The sequence below is a fragment of the Crocinitomicaceae bacterium genome (genome assembly GCA_016708105.1).
Classification (GTDB): Bacteria; Bacteroidota; Bacteroidia; order Flavobacteriales_D; family Crocinitomicaceae; genus JADJGJ01.
The window spans coordinates 1,762,471-1,785,015 of sequence record JADJGJ010000001.1; the positions used below are offsets into that span (position 1 = coordinate 1,762,471).

Sequence of the window (22,545 nt, forward strand, 5' to 3'; positions counted from 1 at the left end):
ATGTTAACCAAAGAATAATTATTTATAAATTCGACACTACCAAGTCAAGCCTATGAAGTTATTTTTACCTGTTGCTTTCGTGTTTTTAAATTCAACAACCATTCTAGCCCAATATTGCACATCAGTTGGTCCTGTCTCAACTGCAGATTCCAATCTGCAATCCTTCAGTCTTTCAGGTGAGTTAGGTTCTTCTATTTCATTTACGGGGTGCCCGGGAGTTCTTGGATTGGATGATCAGACATCAACAGAAATTGTAAATCTTACTGCCGGTAATTCTTACAGTGCCCTGGCACATTTTGGAACTTGTGGTGGCAACTACTACGGGGTTGGCTCTGCATGGATTGATTACAACTTGAACCAGATTTTTGAGGCATCTGAATTAATTGGGTCTTGGAGCGGAACTCCGCCAGTTGCAGCAACAGCATGGAACTTCACTGTCCCTCTAGGAGCTGTTTCAGGTACAACTCGTTTGCGCGTTGTGCATTTTGAAGGTGGAAGTTTACCAATTGATCCATGTGCAACATTTAACTGGGGTTCTACAACTGATTTTACAGTAAATATTGTAGGTGGTGCTGATTGCACTGGTACCATTGGTGAAAGCACTGATGATCCTCGGCTGGTAAGCAGTCTCCCCTTTTCTGAAAGTCACAATAATGCTGTTTGCTATTTTAATTTACTGCCGGTTTACTCTTCGGCAGACGTATTTTATCAGGTTTTACCTCAGCAATTATCACTTGATTTTATGACGGTTTCACTTTGCGGTTCGACAATAGATACCTATCTCACTATTATTGATGAAACAGGAAATGTGATTGCGTACAATGACGATAACGCTTCATGTGGCACTGGTTCAAAAATCCATCTTAATGTGGAGAATCACGACACAATTTATGTGGTTGTTCAGGGTTACGGAGCTGAAACAGGATATTATAATATATTGATTGAACAAGAGTTAGTTTCAATTAGTGAAAGTGATAATGAAAGTAACCTAAAGGTGTATCCCAATCCTGCGAGTAAACAAGTCACCATTTTTTCAGATGGGAATAATATCAAGCTGAACTTATATTCTGTTTCAGGTAAATTGATTCAGAGCGCCGCATTTGATACATATTATTCTCTTTCATTGGAAAATTTGGTACCGGGCGTGTATCTCGTTCAGGTACAAAATGATAATGGACTTTATATTACTAAACTTATTGTAGAATGAGTATTCTAAAGAAATGCTTTTTCAGTTTTGCTCTGTTGGTACTAACAATAATAGAAACCAAGGCTTCTTCGGCCTGGAATCAGAAGGCACATTTTGGCGGTGTTGGTCGCCATCGAGGGACTGGTTTGTGTATAGGAAACCGGGGCTATATGGGGCTTGGTCATTACAACGGGGCTGGTCCAAATGTCCTTTTCCAAGATTGGTGGGAATTTGATCCTTCAAGTAATACATGGACACAAAAGGCAAATTACCCATTCCCTAGCTATGCCGCAGCCTCCTTTGCAATTGGAACTAAGGGGTACGTTGGTACTGGCGTAAGCGCAGGAAATAATTTTTATGCCTTTGATCCCATTGCAAATACTTGGACTGCTATTCAGCCCGTGCCGCTTGGAACTACTGATCAGGTTGGTTTTTCAGTTAATGGTAAAGGGTATTATTTGTATGGAACCCAATTATATGAATATAACGCAGATTTAAATACCTGGACGACCAAAGCTCCAGTTCCTTTTTCGCCATCAAGTTGGTGTTCAAGTTTTACTATAGGTGAAAAGGCTTATATTAAATCAGGTCTGTCACTTTATGAATATAAATCAACAACCGATGAATGGACAGTGAGAGCGATTTTCCCTGGTCTTGCTACAGGGGGGTCGGCTGCATTCGCGGTGAAGGGTAAGGGATATATAGTTACAGGTTATATAGGTTGGTTGTCTGAACTTTCAGGAGAAGTGTGGGAATTTGATCCCGCCACAAACACTTGGAATCAACTCGATGATTTCCCGGGCGCTAATCGAAGATTTTCGTCTGGCTTCGCCATTGGAGACAAAGGTTATGTTGGAATAGGCACAACAGGAACCAACATGCGTGATTTTTGGGAATTTGATGAATTACTTGAACTTGACTCTGAACAAGAACTTCATGTTAAAGTATACCCTAACCCCGCAAGCGAATACTGTATAGTTGACGGAATGAAAAGCGGAGATTACGCCATTATTAATTCTTCAGGATGCAAATTAATTTCAGGCAAAATTGATGGGGTTACCACTGTTGATATCAGTAATTTAAGCGCCGGAATCTATTTTATTGAACTTAGTGAGGGAAACATGCGTAGAGTACAAACGATTGTAATAGAATAATTTTGACATGCGAATAAGATTACTTTTTTACCTGACACTCCTTGTATGCGCTTCTGGATCGGTGTTGGCACAAAGTCAAAACATCTGGACAAAAAAGGCAAATTTTGGAGGTTTGAAGCGAGAACGCGCTGTTAGTTTTTCAATTGATAACTACGGTTACGTTGCAACCGGAGAAGATACTGTGAACATGACACATAATGATTTGTGGCGTTATGACCCTGAATTAGATGTGTGGACACAAATGGCTGATTTACCCGGTTCAACACGAAGAAACGCAGTGGGCTTTGCACTAGAAGGGAGAGGATACGTAGGGACAGGAATGGATAGTTCAGAATCCTCTATGGGTAATCCTTTAAATGATTTTTGGCAATATGATCCTTTGGCAAATTCATGGATACAGAAAGCAAATTATCCCGGTGCCGGAGGTTGGGGTGTTTATTACGCAGGGTCTTTCACTGCTGATGGTAAAGGATATGTAACCTGTGGTAAATATGGTCCATCAGCATATGCTTTTGATTTGTGGGAGTATAAACCAACCACAGATACTTGGACACAAAGAGCAAATTTTCCCGGTGGTGTGAGATATGCTGTCACAGCGCTATCTATTGAAAACAAAGGCTATGTAGGGATGGGCATTGATCAAGATTTGTACCGAAAAGATTGGTGGGAATATGATCCAGCTTCAAATATCTGGACTGAAAAAACTGATATACCAGGCACTGAGCGCGGGGCAGCAAGTACATTTACCCTTGGTAGCAAGGGCTTTATTGTGTTTGGTGGTGATGGTGGATTTAAAGATGAATTGTGGGAGTATAATCCTTTTTCTGATTCATGGAATATTCGGTCTAATTTTCCGGGAGGTGAACGCCGTAATGGTATTGCCATGGCAATTGGTAACAAGGGGTACGCAGGTATTGGCAAAGGACCATCCGGCATAAGACAAAACTTTTATGAGTACTCACCTATTCTTCCGCTGGAAACATCAGATTTTGAAATGATTCATGTAGATGTTTACCCAAATCCGGCAAGTGAATATGTTCAGGTTTTTATTCAAAATGAAATGTACAAAGGCCGCTTAGTTATTATAAGTCAAAAAGGTGAATTAGTGAAGTCAATCCTAGTAGATTCTCAGACATATACTTTCTCTTCTGCTGATTTTGACTCAGCTACTTATTATATCATCCTGATTGATTGTGAAAATAATCTTGTTGCTAAATCCTCATTTACCTTTATCTGATGCATAAAATTATTCTTCCATATCTCATATTTTCATTGCAAGCATCTGCTCAAAATACTTGGATTCAAATGGATTCATTGAATGGTCCGGGTCGCTCTACTGCTTCTGCTTTTGTATTAAATGATGATGCTTATGTGCTTACCGGATTAGATGAGTTCGGCTTTAAAAGAAGCATGGTGTCTTATGATATTTCTCAAAATGATTGGGATGATGAATTGAGCTTGGGAGGTGATGCGGGGGACGGTTTAAACCGGGGATCAGCAGTTGCTTTTAATGTGGGTGGATTTGGCTTTTGTGGCTTAGGAACAGGAAGCGCAGATTATTTTAAAGATTTCTGGAAATTTGATCCGGTTTCAAATTCATGGACACAAGTGGCAGACTTTGAAGGAAGTGCACGCAGAGAAGCCGCAGCTTTTGTTGTTGGTCAAATAGCTTATGTTGGTTCGGGTCAAGATGCTGATGGACTCACGAGTGATTTTTACGCTTACGATCATCTTACTAATACATGGTCTGCTATTTCTGATTTTCCTGGTACAGCAAGACGAGACGCAGTTGGATTTGCAATGGGAGGCCAAGGTTATTTTGGAACAGGTGTTGACGCCTCAACATATAAGAATGATTTCTGGGCATATTATCCGTTAACAGATACTTGGTTGCAAAAAGCTGACTTTCCCGGCACGCCAAGGCATGGCTCAATAGGTTTTGGCATGTTCCCGACGGCTTTTGTTGGTATGGGCGAAGACAACACTTTTACCTATAAAAAAGATATTTGGGAGTATAATTATTTTGGCGATGTATGGACTCAACGGGCCAATTTTCCTGGCCCCGGAAGAGCGCAGGCAATTGCAGTGGTTATTGAAGGACGGGCATTTGTTGGTACCGGATACAATGGCACTTTTTTAGATGATTTTTACGAGTATGTTCCCTTGTTATCGCTTGATCAAAATAATTCAGTTGAAATCCAACTCTTCCCAAACCCCGTGGTTGACATATTGACTTTGTCTGGTTATTTGAATACGATCAGTGCTATTCAAGTGCTCAACGAAAAAGGCCAAATCATTGAACGTATTGATATTGTAGAAAACTCATCAGATCTTGTGAATATTGGGGTGAATCATTTGCCCGCAGGTATTTATTTTGTACAAATTATATCTGATAATCAAACTAGCTCAGTATGCAAATTTGTAAAAGCCTAGTTCCTGCACTCGCAGTATTAGGTCTCGTCGTTAATTCTTGTCAGCAAGCAGAAACAGATCATACCATACCTGTTTCAACACAAAGCCACGAATTAGAAAATACCAACATACCCGATTCTGCTGACACTCTATTATCTTATACTTACTCAGTATTTGAAACAGATGGATTAGGCTGGGGATATAAAATATTTGAAAATGGAACATTAATTATCAACCAGCCACACATTCCTGCTGTTGCAGGTAGTCAAGGGTTTTCAACATCTGAGAAGGCCGAGCTAACAGCCAAGTTTGCAATTCACAAAATGGAGCTGGGCTTCATTCCTCCTACTATTTCAGTTGCAGAATTGGATAGTCTTGAAGTATTGAATTAACATTTTTTTTGAGCTGTTAATAACTTCAAAGTATTCTTTTCAACAGCATTTCACAGGCAAAATCAACCACTGTGAATATCTATTATTTGTTACCACACGTTGGTTGTGCATAGTTTTGTGGCATGCAAACACCAGACAAAATATTAAAAGAACAATTCGGATACCACAGCTTCAGACCACTTCAACGAGAAATTATTGAACATGTCATCAGCGGACAAGATGCCTTAGTAATTATGCCGACAGGCGGCGGTAAATCAATTTGTTTTCAAATACCCGCACTCATGAAGGAGCATGTTACTTTGGTGATTTCGCCTCTTATTTCCTTAATGAAAGATCAAGTTGACACTTTAACAGCAAATGGTGTTAACGCAGCTTATTACAATAGTTCTATCAGTGAATATGAGAAGGCAAATATCATAGAATCTGCGTTTAACGGTCAATTAAAACTTTTGTATATATCGCCTGAATCTCTTGTGGTTGCTTTTCAGTCTTGGTTAAGAAAATTGACGATATCACTTTTGGTAATTGATGAAGCTCACTGCGTTTCCATGTGGGGCCATGATTTCAGACCTGAGTATGCACAAATAGATCAGATTCGGAATTATTATGCGCATGTGCCTGCTATGGCAGTGACCGCAACAGCAGACAAAGTCACACGAAAGGACATCAGCGCAAGACTTGGATTGAAAAATCCACAAACATTTTTAGCATCTTTTGCCCGTCCAAATCTCAGTCTTGCAGTTAGAGCACAGGTGACAAAAAGTAAAAAAGAATCTGAAATAATTCGGTTTATTCAGTCTCGGCCGGGAGCCTCAGGTATATATTATTGTTTATCGCGCAAAGAGACTGAAAGTTGGTCGGCGTTGTTTAATGCAGCCGGTATTAATTCTAAGTTTTATCACGCGGGTATGTCTTCTAGTGACCGAGATACGGTTCAGGACGCTTTTATCAAAGATGATGTGCAAGTAATTTGTGCAACCATAGCTTTTGGTATGGGTATAGATAAATCTAACGTTCGGTGGATAATACATAATAATCTTCCAAAAAATATTGAAGGTTACTACCAGGAGATCGGTCGTGCCGGGCGCGATGGTCTTCCTGCTGATACAGTCCTCTATTACAATTACCGCGATGTCGTTCTATTAAAAGATTTTGTTGAGGACTCAGATTTTAAAGAAGTATATCATGAGAAAATAAAACGAATGTTGCATTACGCTGAAGCAAGTTCGTGCAGAAGAAATATCATACTGTCTTATTTTGGAGAAGCATCACATGAGCCATGCGGAAACTGTGATAATTGCCTCTCTCCTGCTCCTTCTATTGATGCAACAGTCATTGCACAGAAAGCACTTTCGGCTGTTAGTCGTTGTGCAGAATCAGTTGGTATAAATTTACTGATTGGTGTTCTTCGCGGAGCTAAAACTGCTGATGTTTTTGAGAGAAAACTTGATAAAATAAAAACCTATGGCGCCGGCAAAGAATTCAGCTTTAATGCATGGCAATATTATTTGAATCAATTAGTCAATCTGGGATATTTAGAAATTGCGTATGATGATCACATGAATTTAAAGCTTACCCCTGTCAGCGAATTAGTACTCAAGCATGGTGGTAAAGTAGAAATGGCAGAATTCACCGAGAAAGAATTGAAAACAGCCTCGAGTAAACCTGAGCATCATAAGCAAGAGGTTGATCTGGGATTATTAGAAGAATTGAAAAACTGGCGACGTGAAAAAGCCAAAGCTTCAGGTGTGCCAGCCTATGTCATTCTGCATGATGCCACCCTGCAGGAATTGGCTGCCAGGCGCCCGCATTCTCTAAGTGTGCTTTCTGAGATTTCAGGAATGGGTAAAGTCAAAGTAGATCGTCTTGGTGATGAAATTATTGGAATAACTTCTAAATATCCTGAGGGTGATGCCCCGTCAACACCACAACAAAGAATTGAAAAAAAATCAACCTATGAAATGACACTTGAGCTATACAAACAAGGCTTAAATGCAGAGCAAATAGCAAAAGTCAGAAATGTTTCTACAGAAACCATTCTCGGTCATTTTGCTAAACTTTATGAAAATGGTGAATCTATTGATTTGAACAAATATGTGACAGAATTTGAAGTGAACCGCGTAAAAGAAGTTCGCAGAAAACTCAATCAAACCATGCATTTGAAACCAATTTATGACGAATTAGGTGGTGAAGTTGATTACCGAAAAATAGGACTTGCATTATCTATACTTTCAAAACAAAACTAAGCTTTGTTTCCGCCAGACAAAAGAATACCAATGGGGCGTGTTTGCTCAAACTGATTGCAAACAATCATAATTATTACTGTAATTGGTACACATAGAAACATGCCGGCCATGCCCCAGAGTGCGCCCCAAAAAGTAAGAGATAAAACAACAACAAGCGGACTCAAGTTGAGACGAGTACCGAGAATTTTTGGCTCAAGAAAATTACCAATGACGAGTTGAATTGCTGTTAATAACGAAAGTACCAGAATTGGCTCAATCCATGTGCCGTGTTGAAGTAAGGCCAATAAGGCTGGAAAACCTACACCAATCAAAGAACCAATAATGGGAATAAAATTGAGTAAAAAAATGAGTACAGCCCAAAGAACGGCAAAATCAACGTCAAGAATTAAAAGCACAATATAACTTGAAATGCCTGCCAGTAAGCACATGGCAATTTTTACTGAAACATAAAGATGGATGGATGCATCAATTTTTTTTGATATCTCCAGAAACTTCATGTAATCTGAACGCGTTTTAAATAGTAATTTGATTTTTGAAGGAAAAAGCCGCTGTTCTGCAAGTAAGAAAACGACATACAAAAGAACAAGAAAAAATGTAGTTAAAAATCCGAGTGATGAATTTACCGCTTCCTTCAAAATGTTTGGTATATCAATGTTTTGAGCCATTTCTGCTTCAATTAATTTGATGTCAAAATCAGAGGATAATTCGTTCAGCATGGTATTAAAATTCTGTTGATAAATTGGGTAAGCATCTGAGAATACCAAATAATTTGAAATCACGAGCCGAGACAAGAAAAACGAAACAACAACAAGTAAAACTAAAGCAAAACTGAGCTGCAAAGTACGTGAAACAGGCTTTTTTCGTAGCCTGATTTTGGAGAATAAATCAGCTAACGAATTGAGCAAGTACCAAACAACAACTGCAATAACAAAGGGCACTAACAAATCTTTGCCAATATATAAAGCAACCAAAATTGCAGCAACAATAAAAATTTGATATGCCAGCCTCTGAGTTCTCATGTTGATTCAGGGTTAAAATTAATCAATTAAACCATGTCGGGCGAAATTAAAGATTAAAGATACATTCCAATTGCACACCTACAACCGTTAATTATCTTCATAGAATCAAGTTGTGTGAGCTATTGAGATTATCAAAACCACAGGGCGTATACAAATTCACAAATAAATTATACCTTTACACCTATCTAACTTTACAGAAAATATGAAAAAATTAAGTATTGCTTTTGTCTTCGTTACCGGATTGATCATGATGTCGTGCGGAGGCCAGTCAGCTGAAGGAAATGGTACAGACTCAACTGCAACCACACCAGAAACAGCAACACACACTTGCACTGATCAGTGTTCACCAGAATGTGCTGAAAAATGCAAAGCTGAGTGTGAAAAAAATTGTGGCGGAAAATGTGATAAATCTAAATGCACAAAAACTTGCTGCAGCAAAGAATGTACACATGAAGGATGTGATAAATCGAAATGCACGCATGAAGCGGACACTTCAGCACATGGATGTGAGCCAGGTGCTTGTGAAGAAGGCGCTTGCGGTGGAGGCGAATAGTCTTTAACTAATATTAATAAGCCCGGATTCAATTGCAATTCGGGCTTTTTTTTTCTTATAACACTTATACCCAATACAACTCGTATGAACTCTAAAGAAGAGATTGTCAATAATTGGTTACCTAGATATACCGGTTCTAAACTTGAAGATTTTGGACACTATATTCTGCTAACCAATTTCAATAATTATCTTGAGATTTTTGCGGCAAAATTTCAGGCTGAGATCAAAGGAAAAGATAAAGCCATGCCTAACGCAACTGCAAACGGAATTACCATGATTAATTTCACCATGGGCAGCGCAAATGCAGCAACCATAATGGACTTGCTTAGTGCCGTTAAACCAAAAGCATGTTTGTTTTTAGGCAAATGTGGCGGCTTGAAAAAGAAAACCGGAATTGGTGATTTGGTATTACCTATAGCCGCCATTAGAGGTGAAGGTACATCTAATGATTATTTCCCGTCTGAAGTCCCCGCTTTACCGGCTTTTAACCTGCAACGCGCAGTTTCTACTACCATTCGTGAGACTGGACGTGATTACTGGACAGGTACTGTGTACACCACCAATCGCAGGGTGTGGGAACATGATGATAAGTTTAAAGAATATCTCAGAAAGACTCGTGCTATGGCTATTGATATGGAAACGGCAACGCTCTTTATCACAGGATTTGCCAATAAAATTCCTACCGGTGCTTTACTTTTAGTGTCTGATCAACCTATGGTGCCTGATGGAGTGAAAACAGAAAAAAGCGATAAATTAGTGACTGAAAACTTTGTCAAAGAACACGTTGAAATTGGAATTAATTCCTTGTTAGAAATTAAAAATAACGGTACTTCAGTTAGACATCTCAAGTTCCCGTATTCAGAAGAATATTAAAGCAGCATGGGCAGTTTCTTTACGCCAGATTATAAATTATTTGACTCCTTCTCTGAGCGGGGCAAGTTTCTTATGGCGTATCGATTGACCCTGTTTTTCTCGGTTCTCTTTCTGCTGTTGACTGTACTTTTTATTGGTCAAGATCCCTACGCCCTCACTGCCTACTTTTGCGCCTTTATTTTATGCACAACTTGTTTGATTTACCTATTAGTTCGTAAAGAATATAAATTTGTTTTCCTCCTTTATGGTCTGGTTGGTTCGGTTCTTACGCATTATGCCATCAATTTTTCCATGGCAACGCCTCACTATAATGATTTTCTTTGGTTATTTGTTGTATCGTTTTTAGTATTTGTTGGGTTAGGCCGAATTTGGGGATTAATAACGCTTGCCGTAAATGCACTTGCTACTTTTTATTTCATCTTTTTTGTACACAATGAACATATACGGGTTGTACAACCTATGGACACCAAGTTTGCCTGGCTTGCTTTTCTGGAGTTGATCGTCGTGTTTTTTGTCATTGGTTTTATTATGCATCAATTTCTTATGATGCAGAAATATTCAGATACAAAACTTAAAAAAGTAAATTTTGAATTGCAGACGCAGAATGAATTAATTCTTGCTAAAAACAATGAAAATACTGCCTTGGTGAAAGAGGTTCATCACCGGGTAAAAAATAATTTGCAAATCATTATTTCATTGCTCCGTTTGCAGCAAAGTGAGATGAAAAATCAGGAAATGCAAGATCAGTTCACTGAGGCTATCAACCGCATCATGATTATGAGTTCAATTCACCAACGGTTATATGCAGAGAAAGAACTTTCACGTGTTGATGTAAAAAGTTATGTTGAAGAGCTTGCACGCGACCTGAATTCTATCTACAACAACACGCATGACGTAAACATGAATATTGAAATTACCTATGCATTTGCAGATTTAAAAACTATCGTTCCACTGGGCTTGCTACTGAATGAACTTATTTCAAATTCTCTGAAATACGCATTTGAAAATACAGACAAAAGTACAATCACAATTCGCTTGCTTGAAAACGGTGAAAAACTTTTTCTTGAATATAGTGACAATGGCCGTTGGAAACAAAAAGGCAGTGATAATGCCGGATTTGGACTTGATCTGATTCAAATTCTCACTGAACAGTTGAATGGTACACATAGTTTTCATACAGATGAAAGTGGAACACAGTACACATTTGAATTGAATAAATTAGGTTAATATCGCATGAAATCACGAAGACAATTTATTAGAGTAGCGGCACTAGGCACTGCTGCTTTGGCGGCATCCGGTGCATCTGCACATATTCTCAAAACGCAAAAAAAAGATAAAAATAAAACAATGAATAAGCCTATTGTGCTGTCAACGTGGAATCATGGTTTAGATGCCAACAAAGCTGCATGGACAATTCTTTCAGCAGATGGTTCAGCGCTTGATGCGGTTGAAGCCGGAGTAAAAGTCACAGAATCAGATTTCACTAATTTAAGTGTTGGTTTAGGTGGCCTTCCTGACCGTGATGGCAATACAACGTTAGATGCTTGCATTATGGATCATCAGAATCGCTGTGGGGCTGTAGGTTTTTTGCAGCATATAGAAAATCCTATTGCTGTTGCACGCAAAATAATGGAAGATACGCCACACGTAATGTTGGTTGGTGATGGTGCTTATGAATTTGCTATCTCAAAAGGATTTCAGCACAACGAATTCAAATCTGAAAAAGCTCAAGAAGCATGGAGAGAATGGTTGAAAACATCAGAGTATTCACCGGTAATCAATCGTGAAAATCATGATACTATTGGCATGATAGCCCTAGATTCCAATGGCAATTTATCAGGTGCATGTACTACATCTGGTCTTGCATATAAAATGAGAGGTAGATTGGGTGATTCTCCAATAATTGGTGCCGGACTTTTTGTAGATAATGAAGTTGGTGCCGCTTGTGCAACAGGTTTAGGAGAGGCTGTCATCCGCATTGCGGGGTCATCTGCAATAGTTGAAATGATGCGACACGGCATGTCACCTTTTGATGCTTGTAAAGAAGCCGTTGACCGTCTTATACGAAAACATGGTAATCAGGTTGAAAATCTTCAAGTAGGTTTTATTGCGCTTAATAAAAATGGAGAATGGGGATCATACTCAGTTTATTCTGGCTTCAACGTAGCCTTGAGAGATAATCAAAATGAAAAATTAGTAGATAGCGCTTATGACCGCTCGTGGTGAGCGTTTCAGGTGCTTTCAAATTCCGTAATCTACTCCACAATGAATTATAAATTGCTATTTCATTTTTTACTCATTAGCACCTTATTTTTTTTATCATGTAATCATGACAATGATGAGCACGCAGAATTTGATTGTATTTCTGCAGATTCTGTGGCAATCATTCCGGCTCCGCTTCATCTTGAAACAAGAGATGGCAATTTTAAATTAGATCAGAATACGTTTATCAGTTACGCGTCAGATTTAGAAATGGAAGCCAATTACTTCAAAGGGTTGATTGACTCAGCAAGTACGTTTTCTATTCAACGCAATGTGGATGCTCAAACTAAATCAAGTGAAATTGAGTTGAAAATAGTGTTTGATTTTCCTGAAGAATTACAAGATGAGGAAGCATACCGTATCATTATTGCACCGCAAAGATTGCAAATCACAGCGCTTCAACCACAAGGAATTATGCACGGTATTCAAACGGTGAGACAATTATTTGTGAACTCATTTCATTCGGGTGAAAAAAGAAATGCCTGGTATCTACCCTGTCTTAAAATAGAAGACAAACCTGCATTTCATCATCGGGGATTATTGTTAGATGTTTGCCGACATTTTTTTGAAAAAAAAGTAATCTTTAAATATCTTGATGTGATGTCATATTACAAAATGAATGTGCTACATTTTCATCTTACAGAAGATCAGGGATGGCGTATCCCTATTGAAAAATATCCTCTTCTTAATCAAATATCGTCGTTTAGAAAAGAGAAAGACGGAACCATGTACGGTGGATTTTATACCAAAGATGACCTAAAAGAAATTGTTGCTTATGCCAACGAAAGACATATTGAAGTTATTCCGGAAATTGAACTGCCGGGGCATTCGCAAGCCGCAATTGCTGCCTACCCTCACCTTTCATGCACGGGACAACAAATTGAAGTGGCAAATGAGTGGGGTGTGTTTAAAGATATTTACTGCGCAGGCAATGATAGCGTTTTCATTTTTTTGGAAGATGTGTTAACTGAAGTAATGGAAATTTTTCCATCAAAATATATTCATATTGGTGGTGATGAAGCACCCAAATACCAGTGGGAACATTGCAAAAAATGTCAGCAGCGCATGAAAGATGAAGGTCTGCTTGATGAACATGAATTGCAGAGTTATTTTATTCAACGCATTGAAAATTTTTTAAATGAAAATGGCAGAATGATCATTGGCTGGGATGAAATTTTAGAAGGTGGTTTATCACCGAATGCAACAGTGCAAAGCTGGCGAGGTTTTGATGGAGGAATTAATGCTGCACAGCAAAATCATCCGGTGATCATGTCTCCTACAAGTCATTGTTATTTAGATTATGGTTTAGATGCAATTGACCTAAAAAAAATATATTCATTCAATCCCATTCCGCTTGAACTGAAAAAGGAATTCCAATCATTCATTTTGGGGGCAGAATGCAATATGTGGACTGAACAGGTACCCGATGAAAATAATCTGGACAGCAAAGTTTTTCCGCGGATGATTGCACTTGCTGAAGTGCTTTGGTCAGGCCCTGACACTAACCGGTATGATGATTTTTACAAACGACTTCAATTGCACTATCCCATATTAGATTACTTCAAAATTCATTACGGTATGGAATCTGTCCCATTTGAAATACGGACGAAAGATTCTGCCGGTACAGCTTATGTTGAGTTGTACAATTTACAAAGTGAACTCACTGTTCAATGGCGTTTCTTTGAATTAGAAGATACCAATTGGATTGAATATCATGAACCTGTTGAATTGACAATGACCGGTTCCTTTGGCTTTCAGGCATATAAACGTGGAAAAAAATATGGCGATATTATTCATGCCCATGTAGCAATGCATGATGCCGTTTTTCAAACTGCTGTTTACCAAACCAAATGGAATAACTGGTATTCAGCCAATGAAAACGTAGCTTTAGTGGATGGTAAATTAGGATCACATCAATTCAGAGATGGCAATTGGCAAGGCTTTTGGGGTGATGATGCAGTGCTTACCATTTATTTCAATGCACAAAAAACTGTTTCATCTGTAACAATGAATTTTCTAGAATATTCCAATGCGTGGATTATGCGACCGAAAAAAATAACCATCTTGTTATCTGAGGATGGCAAGTCATTTCACGCGCCTAACGGGTTGACTGAAATTCCGGTGAACGCTGCAGTAGTTAATGATGTATCCATTAATCCGTTCAGGTTGCAATTTGATGAAATAAAAATAATGGCCATGAAAATTCATGTTGAGAATTACGGTATTCTTCCGGCATCTCATCCGGCAGCCGGACAAGAAGCATGGTTATTCCTAGATGAAATAATTGTAGAATGATAGAACTTGAATTGTGTTGTGACTCGTATGATGCTGCCTTGATTGGTGCTGAATATGGATTTAAAAGAATTGAACTTTGTGCCGCGTTAGATGGAGGAGGATTAACACCCAGCATGGGAATGATTCAACGTTGTGTTGAAGTTAAGAATATTGAAACACATGTGATGATTCGTCCTCGTGGTGGCTCATTTGTATATTCTCAAATTGAAATGGAAATCATGGCACGTGATATTATTGCATCTGCTGTTTCAGGGGCACGTGGTGTTGTATTCGGATGTCTTAAATCAACAGGTGAATTAGATTTACCCACCACCATGACCTTGGCTGAAATTGCCCGCAGACAAAATCTTCAATACACTTTTCACAGGGCAATTGACTACACGCCTGATCGTTTGCAAACTTTGTATTCTCTTGCTCAAGCGGGTTTTGCACGCATACTCACCTCAGGCGGAAAATCATCAGCAGAAGAAGGTATGTCGGAACTAAAACAACTGGCTGAAGCCGGGCATAAATTTGGAATACAGGTGATGGCAGGTGGTGGTGTCAATGCTACCAACGCTCGTTCACTGTTGAATACCGGCATTCATGCCTTGCATTTCACGGCACGAAAATCTCTCACCGCTACAGCTCAATCAGGTATGGGAAGTGATTTTATTATTGATCAAGATAAAATAAAGAACATCATAAAAGCCATCATGGATTAAGCATGAACATTAGAAGAGGCATATCGCTATCACTTTTGTTGTTCATGGCATCAGCTAGTTGGAGTCAGGAAGATATTTTTATACTTGATGATTGGTATCTCTATTATCAGAACGATCAGCCACCTGTTCCTGTAACCGTTCCGGGTTCAGGTTTTGGTGATCTTCTTGCCAATGAAAATAAAGAACTAAACTATACTGAAATCAACGAACATAAGGGGGATTTTAAGTATCCTAACCGATATATCTGCACCTATTTTTATGATCAGACCGTAATGATTTACGATCATCTTGACTTAGTTTTTGAAGGACTTGATACGTATGCAAAAATCTATTTGAATGATTCTCTGCTTTTACAATCTGACAATATGTTCAGACAATGGGAAGTAGATTTGAAAGATCTATTAAATGAAGGAACGAACTATATTGAAGTGGTGTTTGAATCTCCGATTGATTATCACGCAAAAACATTACAGAATCAAACATATCAATTGCCAAGCGGAAATGAAAACGTAGAGCAAAAAGTGGCAGTTTATTCTCGCAAAGCGGCTTATCAATTCGGCTGGGATTGGTGTCCCCGATTAGTAACGCACGGCATTTGGAAACCTTGTTATATCAGAGCATGGAATGATTTCAGAATAACAAATTTTATCGCTCACACGCAGTCAATCGTTGATAGCAGAGCCATGATGCAGTTTAAGTTTCATTTGTTTTCAGACAGCACATACCAAGATCCTTTTTATATAGAAATGATGGGGAAAGAATTCCAAATTTATATTCAGAAAGGTACAAAGGAGATTGCATTCTATCATGAAATATCAGATGCAAAACTATGGTGGCCTAATGGATACGGTGATCACCCTTTATACTCATCAACCCTAAATGTATTCAATCATCATCAGGAAAAAATTTATACTAAAAATGTATCGTTTGCTATACGAACGGTAGAATTAGTGAATGAAAAAGATTCTATTGGAACTTCATTTTACTTCAAGGTAAATGGCAAACCAATTTTTATGAAAGGCGCAAATTATGTGCCTCAGCATTTGATACCACAAAGTGTAAGCAACGAGCAAACCGAATGGCTGTTGGAAACAGTGCAACAAGCCAATATGAATATGCTGCGCGTTTGGGGTGGCGGAATTTATGAGTCAGATTTTTTTTATAATCAGTGTGATCTGAGGGGAATTATGGTTTGGCAAGATTTTATGTTTGCCAATTCTATGGTTCCGTCTGATAGTAATTTCAGAAAAACGGTGTCTGCTGAAATTCATGATCAAATGTACCGTTTGAGAAATCATGCCTGTATTGCTTTGTGGTGCGGTAATAATGAAGTTGAAGTGGCATGGCAAAACTGGGGTTGGCATAAGCAATTCGGATATTCTTCTCAAGATTCAACAAAAATTATTGCAGATTACCAATTCTTTTTTCACCAACTGATACCGAATATTGTGAAAGAACTTGATCCATCCCGTTCTTATATCTCATCATCACCACAAAGTAATTGGGGTAAACCAGAAAATTTTAATCATGGTGCTATGCATTATTGGGGTGTGTGGCATGGACGTGAACCAATTGAAAATTATCAAACGAATGTTGGCAGATTCATGGTAGAGTATGGATTTCAGTCGTATCCTTTAGGTGAATCACTGAGTAAATTTTACCCAATTGATAGTTTTAAATTTGATTCAGAATCTTTCAAGAAATTACAGTTGAGTTATATTGGAAATGGGGTAATTCAAGCCGAAATTGAAAAACATTTTGGAGTATTAAGTTTGAATGATTGGCTTCTAGCGTCTCAATACATACAGGCACAAGCATATAAAACAGCAATCATTGCACACCGGTTAAAGGCACCACATTGTATGGGCACTTTGTTATGGCAATTGAATGATTGTTGGCCGGGCGCAAGCTGGAGTTTGATTGATTTTAGTAGACAAAAAAAAATGGCTTTTTATATGATTGAAAAATGGTATGCGCCAACTATTGCGGTGATTGAAAAAACAAAATCAGAAATTATTTTAACCGTGCACAGTGATCATGACATTACTGCAACAGTCAATCTTACCATTCTAAGTGAGCCGTTTGGAGATGTTTTTCATAGGTTCAGGATTCCGTTTACCTTAAATGCCTTAGAAACTAAAGAAGTATTCTCACTTCCCCTCAAAAAAATAAGCAGAAAAATTGATCAGCAGAAAATGGTCATTGAGATTTCAATTGCAGATATGGATGATCAGGTTTTTTGGTCTGACGAAGTGGAGTTTGGAAAAATTCATATTTCAGAATTATATCAAAATTGATTAAGTAACAATTATCATGTGTCTGGCTATAGTGCAAGGGTTTTTTTTCCTCTCCTAAATCCTCTCCAAAGGAGAGGAAGGCCATGACGCAAGGGATTCCGAAAATTGCGAAGTTACGTCACTTCCTCTCGCCTGTGGAGCGAGGAAAGAGTCGTGAGTAAAAAGCGCAAGGGATTCCGAAAAGTGCGAAGTTACGTCACTTCCTCTCTCTTGCGGAGTGAGGAAAGAGGAGTGAGGAAAAAAACGCCAAGCTTATCTCAGAAGAATTATTCAGTATAAATTCCGGTGTAGATATTTTCTCCTTCTTTGACAAATGCGCGATACATGCCTTCAGAATTAAATGACAACTCTATATTCCCTTTAGCATCAATAGCTACCAGACCACCTTCACCTCCAATTTTTACGAGTTTATTTATTACTACTTCATCACAGGCTTGTTTTAACGAATATCCTTTGTATTCCATCAAACAAGAGATGTCATAAGCAACCACTGATCTGATAAAAAACTCACCATGCCCGGTGCAACTCACGGCACAGGTTTTATTGTTGGCATAAGTCCCTGCTCCAATGATGGGGCTATCCCCTGCCCTGCCGAATTTTTTATTCGTCATGCCACCCGTTGAAGTTGCAGCGGCAATATTGCCAAAACGATCTAAGGCAACCGCACCAACAGTGCCGAATTTCTTTTTATTATCTTCAGTCTTTGATTCTCCGCTGTGATCTAAAAATATACCATCAGTTTTCAAAGCTTCCTGCAATTGATCAAACCTGGCCTGAACAAAAAAGTATTCATCTGTTTCAAATACTGCGTTGACAGATTTTGCAAATTGTTCCGCGCCTTCTCCGCACATCAATACATGTTCTGATTTTTCCATAACATCACGTGCAAGAGAAATTGGATTTTTAATGCGCTGAACACCTGCAACAGCACCTGCTTCCAATGTGTCTCCGCACATAATAGAAGCATCTAATTCATGTTTGGCATCATGGGTAAAAACAGCTCCTTTGCCAGCATTAAAAAGAGGATTATTTTCAAGACAACGCACCGCCGCCTCTACAGCATCCAATGCTGATCCGTTTGATTTCAAAATAGCTTCCCCTGCCTGGATGGCTTCTTGCAATGACAGCCTATACTGCTGCTCTTTTTCAGGCGTCATCAAAGATTTTAAAATGGTTCCGGCTCCGCCGTGAATGGCTAATGCGTAGTTGGACATGTGTTTTTTTTTTTGTGGTGAATTTAAGGAAAGATTTTATTGTTAGCCAACCGGCTTAAAATAAGTTACGAATGTGAATAATCTTGATGTTTCATTGCTGCAAATAATCACCAACATAGCTGTCCTTCAGAATTAGGCTACTTATTTAATCATTCATAAAAATGAAAAGTTGTGCGCTCTTACTGCACTGTCAAAATTAATCTGTCAATTTCGGTGTAAATATTTTGTGTTGATTCAGATAGGTTGCTACCACAAAGCGTAATTTGTACAAAATTTAAGTATTCCTGATCACTTTCAATTTTAGCTGTTGTTTGATCAAAAACGACGCCTCTGAGATTGGTCCACAGGTTTTCATTTTTAAGTCGGATCCAAAGTGTGAACGGTCTGTGTTCACTCCTCTCAATCACAGCCCTAAATTCGTGACTGCCAATACTACAATAAATATGAAGAGCTGTGCTGCTTGGCAAAATCAATTTCTTGAAATAGATCGCCAACCTTATTTCAGAAAATATTGAATAATCACCCGAAATAAAATGAGTTGCACGCTGGCAAGCATCTATTGTTGTATAGGTGTTTAACATCAACAAACCTCCGTCAATTTTTGTATATACCGAGTCTTCTGCAGAGTATTCAGAATAAAGTTCCCACTGTTTGGTATCTGAAAATTCTGAATCAAGAACCACCTCCCCTTTGGGTACAGCTTTCTTACAACTGATAATACTCAAAAGTGATGCAGCTACAAAATAACCCTTTAACCCTTGATTGCTGAAATAATTTTGCATTGATTTAGTTAATGAATTTTCACTCCAAAGTCTTGATAGTCATGGTCAATTCGCAGGAATATCGCGATTGTCCTTGTTTTGTTTAAATATAGTGAAGTCTTAATGTACTTTTACTCCATAATGTAAGCAGTCTTCACAAGCTTCCCAAGGTACACTATCTTCAACGTAATAAAGTAAGTTGTCGATGCTAAAAAAAATATAAAGAGAGTCGCCTACGAGAATGTTTCTTGGCGGTGTGTTGGAGAAACCACCACTTGCAAATACAGTGCGATTTCCCGAGTGATCTTTCAATCCATAAATAATTACGCCCGCCAATCCTGAAATATGCTCATCTCCATTTATGCCTGGTTGAAATTCAAAATTGTACCTGTTTGCATAGTTGATAAAAATAATGGTGTCATCTAATTCATTCTCGTTAATAGAACAGCTACAGATCATATCATAAAAAGAGTCATTGACAGGGTCATACATATTGTATTTCCCTGCAAACTTTTCGCAATAGTGTTCTTTTGGATAGTCTTCTTTCGGAAGATATTTTTTACAACTGATAATCAAGAAACATAAACTAATCCAAAATAATTTTTTCTGTAAATTCATATTCACCGTTTATTGCGTGCAAAATATAAGCCCCAGCCTCTAAATTAGACAAACTCAGCATTTGACGATTTCCAATAAAAAGCTCCCTAAGTACACAATTACCCAGCATATCAAATATTTCAACGATAGTCACCTCTGACTCTATCTCGCTGGGAATGGTTAAAAACAAATCACCATTCGATGGGTTAGGGTAAACGCTAAATACAATACTTTCATCTGTAAACGATACCACTTCAGCCAATTGGTTATTTATCCATGTGTTATAATCAGACAACAAGAATAATGAATCTTCTGATGCCTTATTTGACATGACCACAATATATCCATTGAAAGTGAGATTATGACCTATTATACCTGCTCCCACTTCTGTATCACAACCCAACAAAATGGCTTCGTACCAGTACAGTGACGGTGGGACAATATCCCCTTCATTATAAATGTACAAGTCATTTTCAATGAATACACTCCCGTCTGAATGAAATTTTCCGTCCCACCAGAAAGTTTTATAGGGTGATTCAGTCGTTGGTGTTTCAAAAATGTAGCACGAATGCGAATAATTATTTGGAAAATCGTTAATACTATTGTGACTATGAATTACCTGAGAATTGGGATACCAACCAAATCCACTCGCAGGCCACACAGTAAACTGCCAAGCCGTTGAACGATAGGCATCGTATGGGTTAGAGAAATCGGTTACGAAGAAGACATCATTAATTTCATCACCATTTGGCGTAAGCATAAAGAAAGGATCTGGTACATCGTAGGTTAATTGATTAACAGGGCTACAACATTCCGTACATATATCGCTGCAAGTAAAATCTGGAAGCCAGGAATAGTTCGTTGCATTGCCTTGCCAGCCTGCGCCAACGACAATATTTTTAGCCGTAAAATGTACTCCCGAACCAGCAGGATCAACGGTATGACCGGGAGTTAAATCTTGTGTCCCAAGATAAATAGTGTTCGCAGCTCGGATATCACCATCGAAGAATGGATCGTGATTTGGGTTTCGGTTATCAATGTACAAGTTCTCTTGACAACCAGGACAAAGCACGTCAATTGTGATAGGAATAGTAATCGACCCAGCACCACATGCGTTATTATCGGTAAGCAATACATTGAATATATACTCACCAGGTAACCAAAAATTGGTTACCTCGAGGCATAATTGGATGGCTTCGTGATTAGAAGGACTATTGCTTATTGCGTTGATCTGATAATTAAATATTGAAGAAGGAGGAGTACCTGTTGAAACGTCGACTTGGACAAATTCGTTCGGACTATCAGTCGAATAAAAATCAATGCAAATCTCCTCCCACAACTGAACATAGTAATTGGACGAATAATTTACCAGAGTAGGTTGAATATTTGGATTTTGATGAACGGTGATTGCAGAAAATAAATCTTCTGAGTTGCAACCAGAAGTAGTTGTCGCCGCCACGGAGTATGATGTAACCCCAGAATTTGCAATCGTATTTATATTTGTCAATCCAACACCACTTTGTCCGTCGCTCCATGTGTATAACCAATCTGCAGGTGCACCTGTCACGGTAAGTTCAAATGGAATACCTTCACAGTGTGGAAGTCCATTATCACTTATTGTAACTACAGGATCAATCATGCAAAATTCTTTTGTCAGTTCACTATAGCATCCTGCGTTATTGTATAGTTTTAACGACACGTTGTAGCATTTCCCGGTGGATGGAAATTCTGCAACTGCAACAAGTTCATTATATACATCTATAGACGTAATCAAATCACTTTGAAGACCGGATGTGCAGTATGTTATTCCGTCATCCTGGCTTGAAATTTGCCACATATATGAATCATAACCGCTCGAGGCTGACCAGTCTGCAATAATATCTCCAGCGGGACAATATGTCGGGTTTAAGGATAAGCTAATCATAGGTTGAATAGCACTACCAATTGCTTGTATTGTGACATCATCAAGGTGCAGATAATTTGTGACCTTTCCTTCTATATCAGGTGAATATTCTTTAAATACACCAATCGTGATGTAACCGTTTCCGGTAAATCCAGCAGTAAAACATCCTGTGATTTCATGATAATCTCCGTCGGGTGGCAAAGTACCTTCAATCTGAGGATAGTATGTCTGCGAATATGGAGTTGGTACAAAATCATCATCTTCAGGCTGGAGTTGTGAAATAAATGCACCAACCTCCAAAACAGTTGGCCCACCATCATTTCTAACAAAAAATGAAACCTCATAGGTTTGACCTGCTATAAGCCCAGTGATCTCTCCGGTAACCATTTCTTTGTAGCAATTATCATCTGAATTATCTGCTGTACCAGCAAACCCCGCATGCCCCGCACCAGAGTGCGGTTGATAACCAAAATCGCTAATGTCCTCTGAACCAACTAACGGAGATAGCCAATCTGACGAATTATAACTGCTGTGCCAAAACTTACAATTATTTAATGACCAATAATTTATATCTGGATGAGGTATATTCTCCATCTCAAAAGAAGAATTTAGAATAGACTGACCATAAGTAATAGTGCCGCATAAGAAAACCACATAAGATGTCCACTTTTTCATAG

18 protein-coding genes are annotated in these 22,545 nt (G+C 38.6%); 13 read left to right on the top strand and 5 right to left on the bottom strand.

Annotation, left to right across the window (positions count from 1 at the left end; all coding sequences use genetic code 11):
* The first annotated feature begins 52 nt into the window (after positions 1-52).
* The 6 genes from IPH66_07705 to recQ all read left to right on the top strand — a co-directional run bounded on the left by IPH66_07705 (position 53) and on the right by recQ (position 7,390).
* Positions 53-1,207: a T9SS type A sorting domain-containing protein gene (locus IPH66_07705; GenBank protein ID MBK7129229.1), complete on the top strand. Its 1,155-nt coding sequence runs from the start codon at positions 53-55 to the stop codon at positions 1,205-1,207.
* Positions 1,204-2,340 carry a T9SS type A sorting domain-containing protein gene (locus IPH66_07710; protein ID MBK7129230.1) on the top strand — a complete coding sequence of 379 codons (1,137 nt, stop codon included), beginning with the start codon at positions 1,204-1,206 and terminating at the stop codon, positions 2,338-2,340. The genes IPH66_07705 and IPH66_07710 overlap by 4 nt, the downstream gene beginning before the upstream one ends.
* A gap of 7 nt (positions 2,341-2,347) precedes the next feature.
* The gene (locus tag IPH66_07715; protein ID MBK7129231.1) at positions 2,348-3,577 is read left to right on the top strand and encodes a hypothetical protein; all 1,230 of its coding nucleotides are present in this window, start codon (positions 2,348-2,350) and stop codon (positions 3,575-3,577) included.
* The gene (locus IPH66_07720) at positions 3,577-4,773 is read left to right on the top strand and encodes a T9SS type A sorting domain-containing protein (GenBank protein ID MBK7129232.1); all 1,197 of its coding nucleotides are present in this window, start codon (positions 3,577-3,579) and stop codon (positions 4,771-4,773) included. Before IPH66_07715 ends, IPH66_07720 begins: the two co-directional genes overlap by 1 nt.
* Positions 4,752-5,144 (top strand): DUF4907 domain-containing protein, encoded by a 393-nt coding sequence (locus IPH66_07725; GenBank protein ID MBK7129233.1) that lies wholly within the window; start codon positions 4,752-4,754, stop codon positions 5,142-5,144. Before IPH66_07720 ends, IPH66_07725 begins: the two co-directional genes overlap by 22 nt.
* A gap of 122 nt (positions 5,145-5,266) precedes the next feature.
* On the top strand, positions 5,267-7,390 hold the full coding sequence (gene recQ, locus IPH66_07730) for a DNA helicase RecQ (GenBank protein ID MBK7129234.1): 2,124 nt from the start codon (positions 5,267-5,269) through the stop codon (positions 7,388-7,390).
* On the opposite strand, the gene IPH66_07735 is transcribed toward recQ, so the two are convergent.
* On the bottom strand, positions 7,387-8,409 hold the full coding sequence (locus IPH66_07735) for an AI-2E family transporter (protein MBK7129235.1): 1,023 nt from the start codon (positions 8,407-8,409) through the stop codon (positions 7,387-7,389). The genes recQ and IPH66_07735 overlap by 4 nt on opposite strands.
* Before the next feature lie 202 nt (positions 8,410-8,611).
* On the opposite strand from IPH66_07735, the gene IPH66_07740 reads away from it, so the two are divergent.
* From IPH66_07740 to IPH66_07770, 7 genes are all read left to right on the top strand, one after another.
* Entirely contained in the window at positions 8,612-8,962 is a 351-nt protein-coding gene (locus tag IPH66_07740; protein MBK7129236.1) for a hypothetical protein, read from the top strand.
* A gap of 84 nt (positions 8,963-9,046) precedes the next feature.
* Positions 9,047-9,835, top strand: coding sequence for an AMP nucleosidase (locus IPH66_07745; GenBank protein ID MBK7129237.1), 789 nt, complete (start codon positions 9,047-9,049; stop codon positions 9,833-9,835).
* Between the two features lie 195 nt (positions 9,836-10,030).
* Positions 10,031-11,062 carry a sensor histidine kinase gene (locus tag IPH66_07750; protein ID MBK7129238.1) on the top strand — a complete coding sequence of 344 codons (1,032 nt, stop codon included), beginning with the start codon at positions 10,031-10,033 and terminating at the stop codon, positions 11,060-11,062.
* A gap of 6 nt (positions 11,063-11,068) precedes the next feature.
* Positions 11,069-12,061 carry a N(4)-(beta-N-acetylglucosaminyl)-L-asparaginase gene (locus tag IPH66_07755; GenBank protein MBK7129239.1) on the top strand — a complete coding sequence of 331 codons (993 nt, stop codon included), beginning with the start codon at positions 11,069-11,071 and terminating at the stop codon, positions 12,059-12,061.
* A 39-nt stretch (positions 12,062-12,100) separates the two neighbouring features.
* A complete protein-coding gene (locus IPH66_07760; protein MBK7129240.1) occupies positions 12,101-14,392 on the top strand; it encodes a beta-N-acetylhexosaminidase in 2,292 nt (763 codons plus the stop codon).
* A complete protein-coding gene (locus IPH66_07765) occupies positions 14,389-15,096 on the top strand; it encodes a copper homeostasis protein CutC (GenBank protein ID MBK7129241.1) in 708 nt (235 codons plus the stop codon). Before IPH66_07760 ends, IPH66_07765 begins: the two co-directional genes overlap by 4 nt.
* A 2-nt stretch (positions 15,097-15,098) precedes the next feature.
* On the top strand, positions 15,099-17,393 hold the full coding sequence (locus IPH66_07770; GenBank protein MBK7129242.1) for a glycoside hydrolase family 2 protein: 2,295 nt from the start codon (positions 15,099-15,101) through the stop codon (positions 17,391-17,393).
* A 266-nt stretch (positions 17,394-17,659) separates the two neighbouring features.
* Here IPH66_07770 and IPH66_07775 read toward each other — a convergent pair whose 3' ends face one another.
* The 4 genes from IPH66_07775 to IPH66_07790 form a co-directional block, all read right to left on the bottom strand.
* On the bottom strand, positions 17,660-18,607 hold the full coding sequence (locus IPH66_07775; GenBank protein ID MBK7129243.1) for an isoaspartyl peptidase/L-asparaginase: 948 nt from the start codon (positions 18,605-18,607) through the stop codon (positions 17,660-17,662).
* Positions 18,608-18,786: 179 nt separating this feature from the next.
* Positions 18,787-19,389: a hypothetical protein gene (locus IPH66_07780; GenBank protein ID MBK7129244.1), complete on the bottom strand. Its 603-nt coding sequence runs from the start codon at positions 19,387-19,389 to the stop codon at positions 18,787-18,789.
* Between the two features lie 99 nt (positions 19,390-19,488).
* A complete protein-coding gene (locus tag IPH66_07785) occupies positions 19,489-19,986 on the bottom strand; it encodes a hypothetical protein (GenBank protein MBK7129245.1) in 498 nt (165 codons plus the stop codon).
* Complete coding sequence (locus IPH66_07790) at positions 19,955-22,543, bottom strand: T9SS type A sorting domain-containing protein (GenBank protein MBK7129246.1); 2,589 nt, start codon at positions 22,541-22,543, stop codon at positions 19,955-19,957. Before IPH66_07790 ends, IPH66_07785 begins: the two co-directional genes overlap by 32 nt.
* Positions 22,544-22,545 lie beyond the last annotated feature (2 nt).

Bases quoted from the DNA above. Each gene is read 5' to 3' on its own strand.
- IPH66_07705 (MBK7129229.1), top strand. From the start codon at position 53: ATGAAGTTATTTTTACCTGTTGCTTTCGTGTTTTTAAATTCAACAACC.
- IPH66_07710 (MBK7129230.1), top strand. From the start codon at position 1,204: ATGAGTATTCTAAAGAAATGCTTTTTCAGTTTTGCTCTGTTGGTACTA.
- IPH66_07715 (MBK7129231.1), top strand. From the start codon at position 2,348: ATGCGAATAAGATTACTTTTTTACCTGACACTCCTTGTATGCGCTTCT.
- IPH66_07720 (MBK7129232.1), top strand. From the start codon at position 3,577: ATGCATAAAATTATTCTTCCATATCTCATATTTTCATTGCAAGCATCT.
- IPH66_07725 (MBK7129233.1), top strand. From the start codon at position 4,752: ATGCAAATTTGTAAAAGCCTAGTTCCTGCACTCGCAGTATTAGGTCTC.
- recQ (MBK7129234.1), top strand. From the start codon at position 5,267: ATGCAAACACCAGACAAAATATTAAAAGAACAATTCGGATACCACAGC.
- IPH66_07735 (MBK7129235.1), bottom strand. From the start codon at position 8,409: ATGAGAACTCAGAGGCTGGCATATCAAATTTTTATTGTTGCTGCAATT.
- IPH66_07740 (MBK7129236.1), top strand. From the start codon at position 8,612: ATGAAAAAATTAAGTATTGCTTTTGTCTTCGTTACCGGATTGATCATG.
- IPH66_07745 (MBK7129237.1), top strand. From the start codon at position 9,047: ATGAACTCTAAAGAAGAGATTGTCAATAATTGGTTACCTAGATATACC.
- IPH66_07755 (MBK7129239.1), top strand. From the start codon at position 11,069: ATGAAATCACGAAGACAATTTATTAGAGTAGCGGCACTAGGCACTGCT.
- IPH66_07760 (MBK7129240.1), top strand. From the start codon at position 12,101: ATGAATTATAAATTGCTATTTCATTTTTTACTCATTAGCACCTTATTT.
- IPH66_07765 (MBK7129241.1), top strand. From the start codon at position 14,389: ATGATAGAACTTGAATTGTGTTGTGACTCGTATGATGCTGCCTTGATT.
- IPH66_07770 (MBK7129242.1), top strand. From the start codon at position 15,099: ATGAACATTAGAAGAGGCATATCGCTATCACTTTTGTTGTTCATGGCA.
- IPH66_07775 (MBK7129243.1), bottom strand. From the start codon at position 18,607: ATGTCCAACTACGCATTAGCCATTCACGGCGGAGCCGGAACCATTTTA.
- IPH66_07780 (MBK7129244.1), bottom strand. From the start codon at position 19,389: ATGCAAAATTATTTCAGCAATCAAGGGTTAAAGGGTTATTTTGTAGCT.
- IPH66_07785 (MBK7129245.1), bottom strand. From the start codon at position 19,986: ATGAATTTACAGAAAAAATTATTTTGGATTAGTTTATGTTTCTTGATT.
- IPH66_07790 (MBK7129246.1), bottom strand. From the start codon at position 22,543: ATGAAAAAGTGGACATCTTATGTGGTTTTCTTATGCGGCACTATTACT.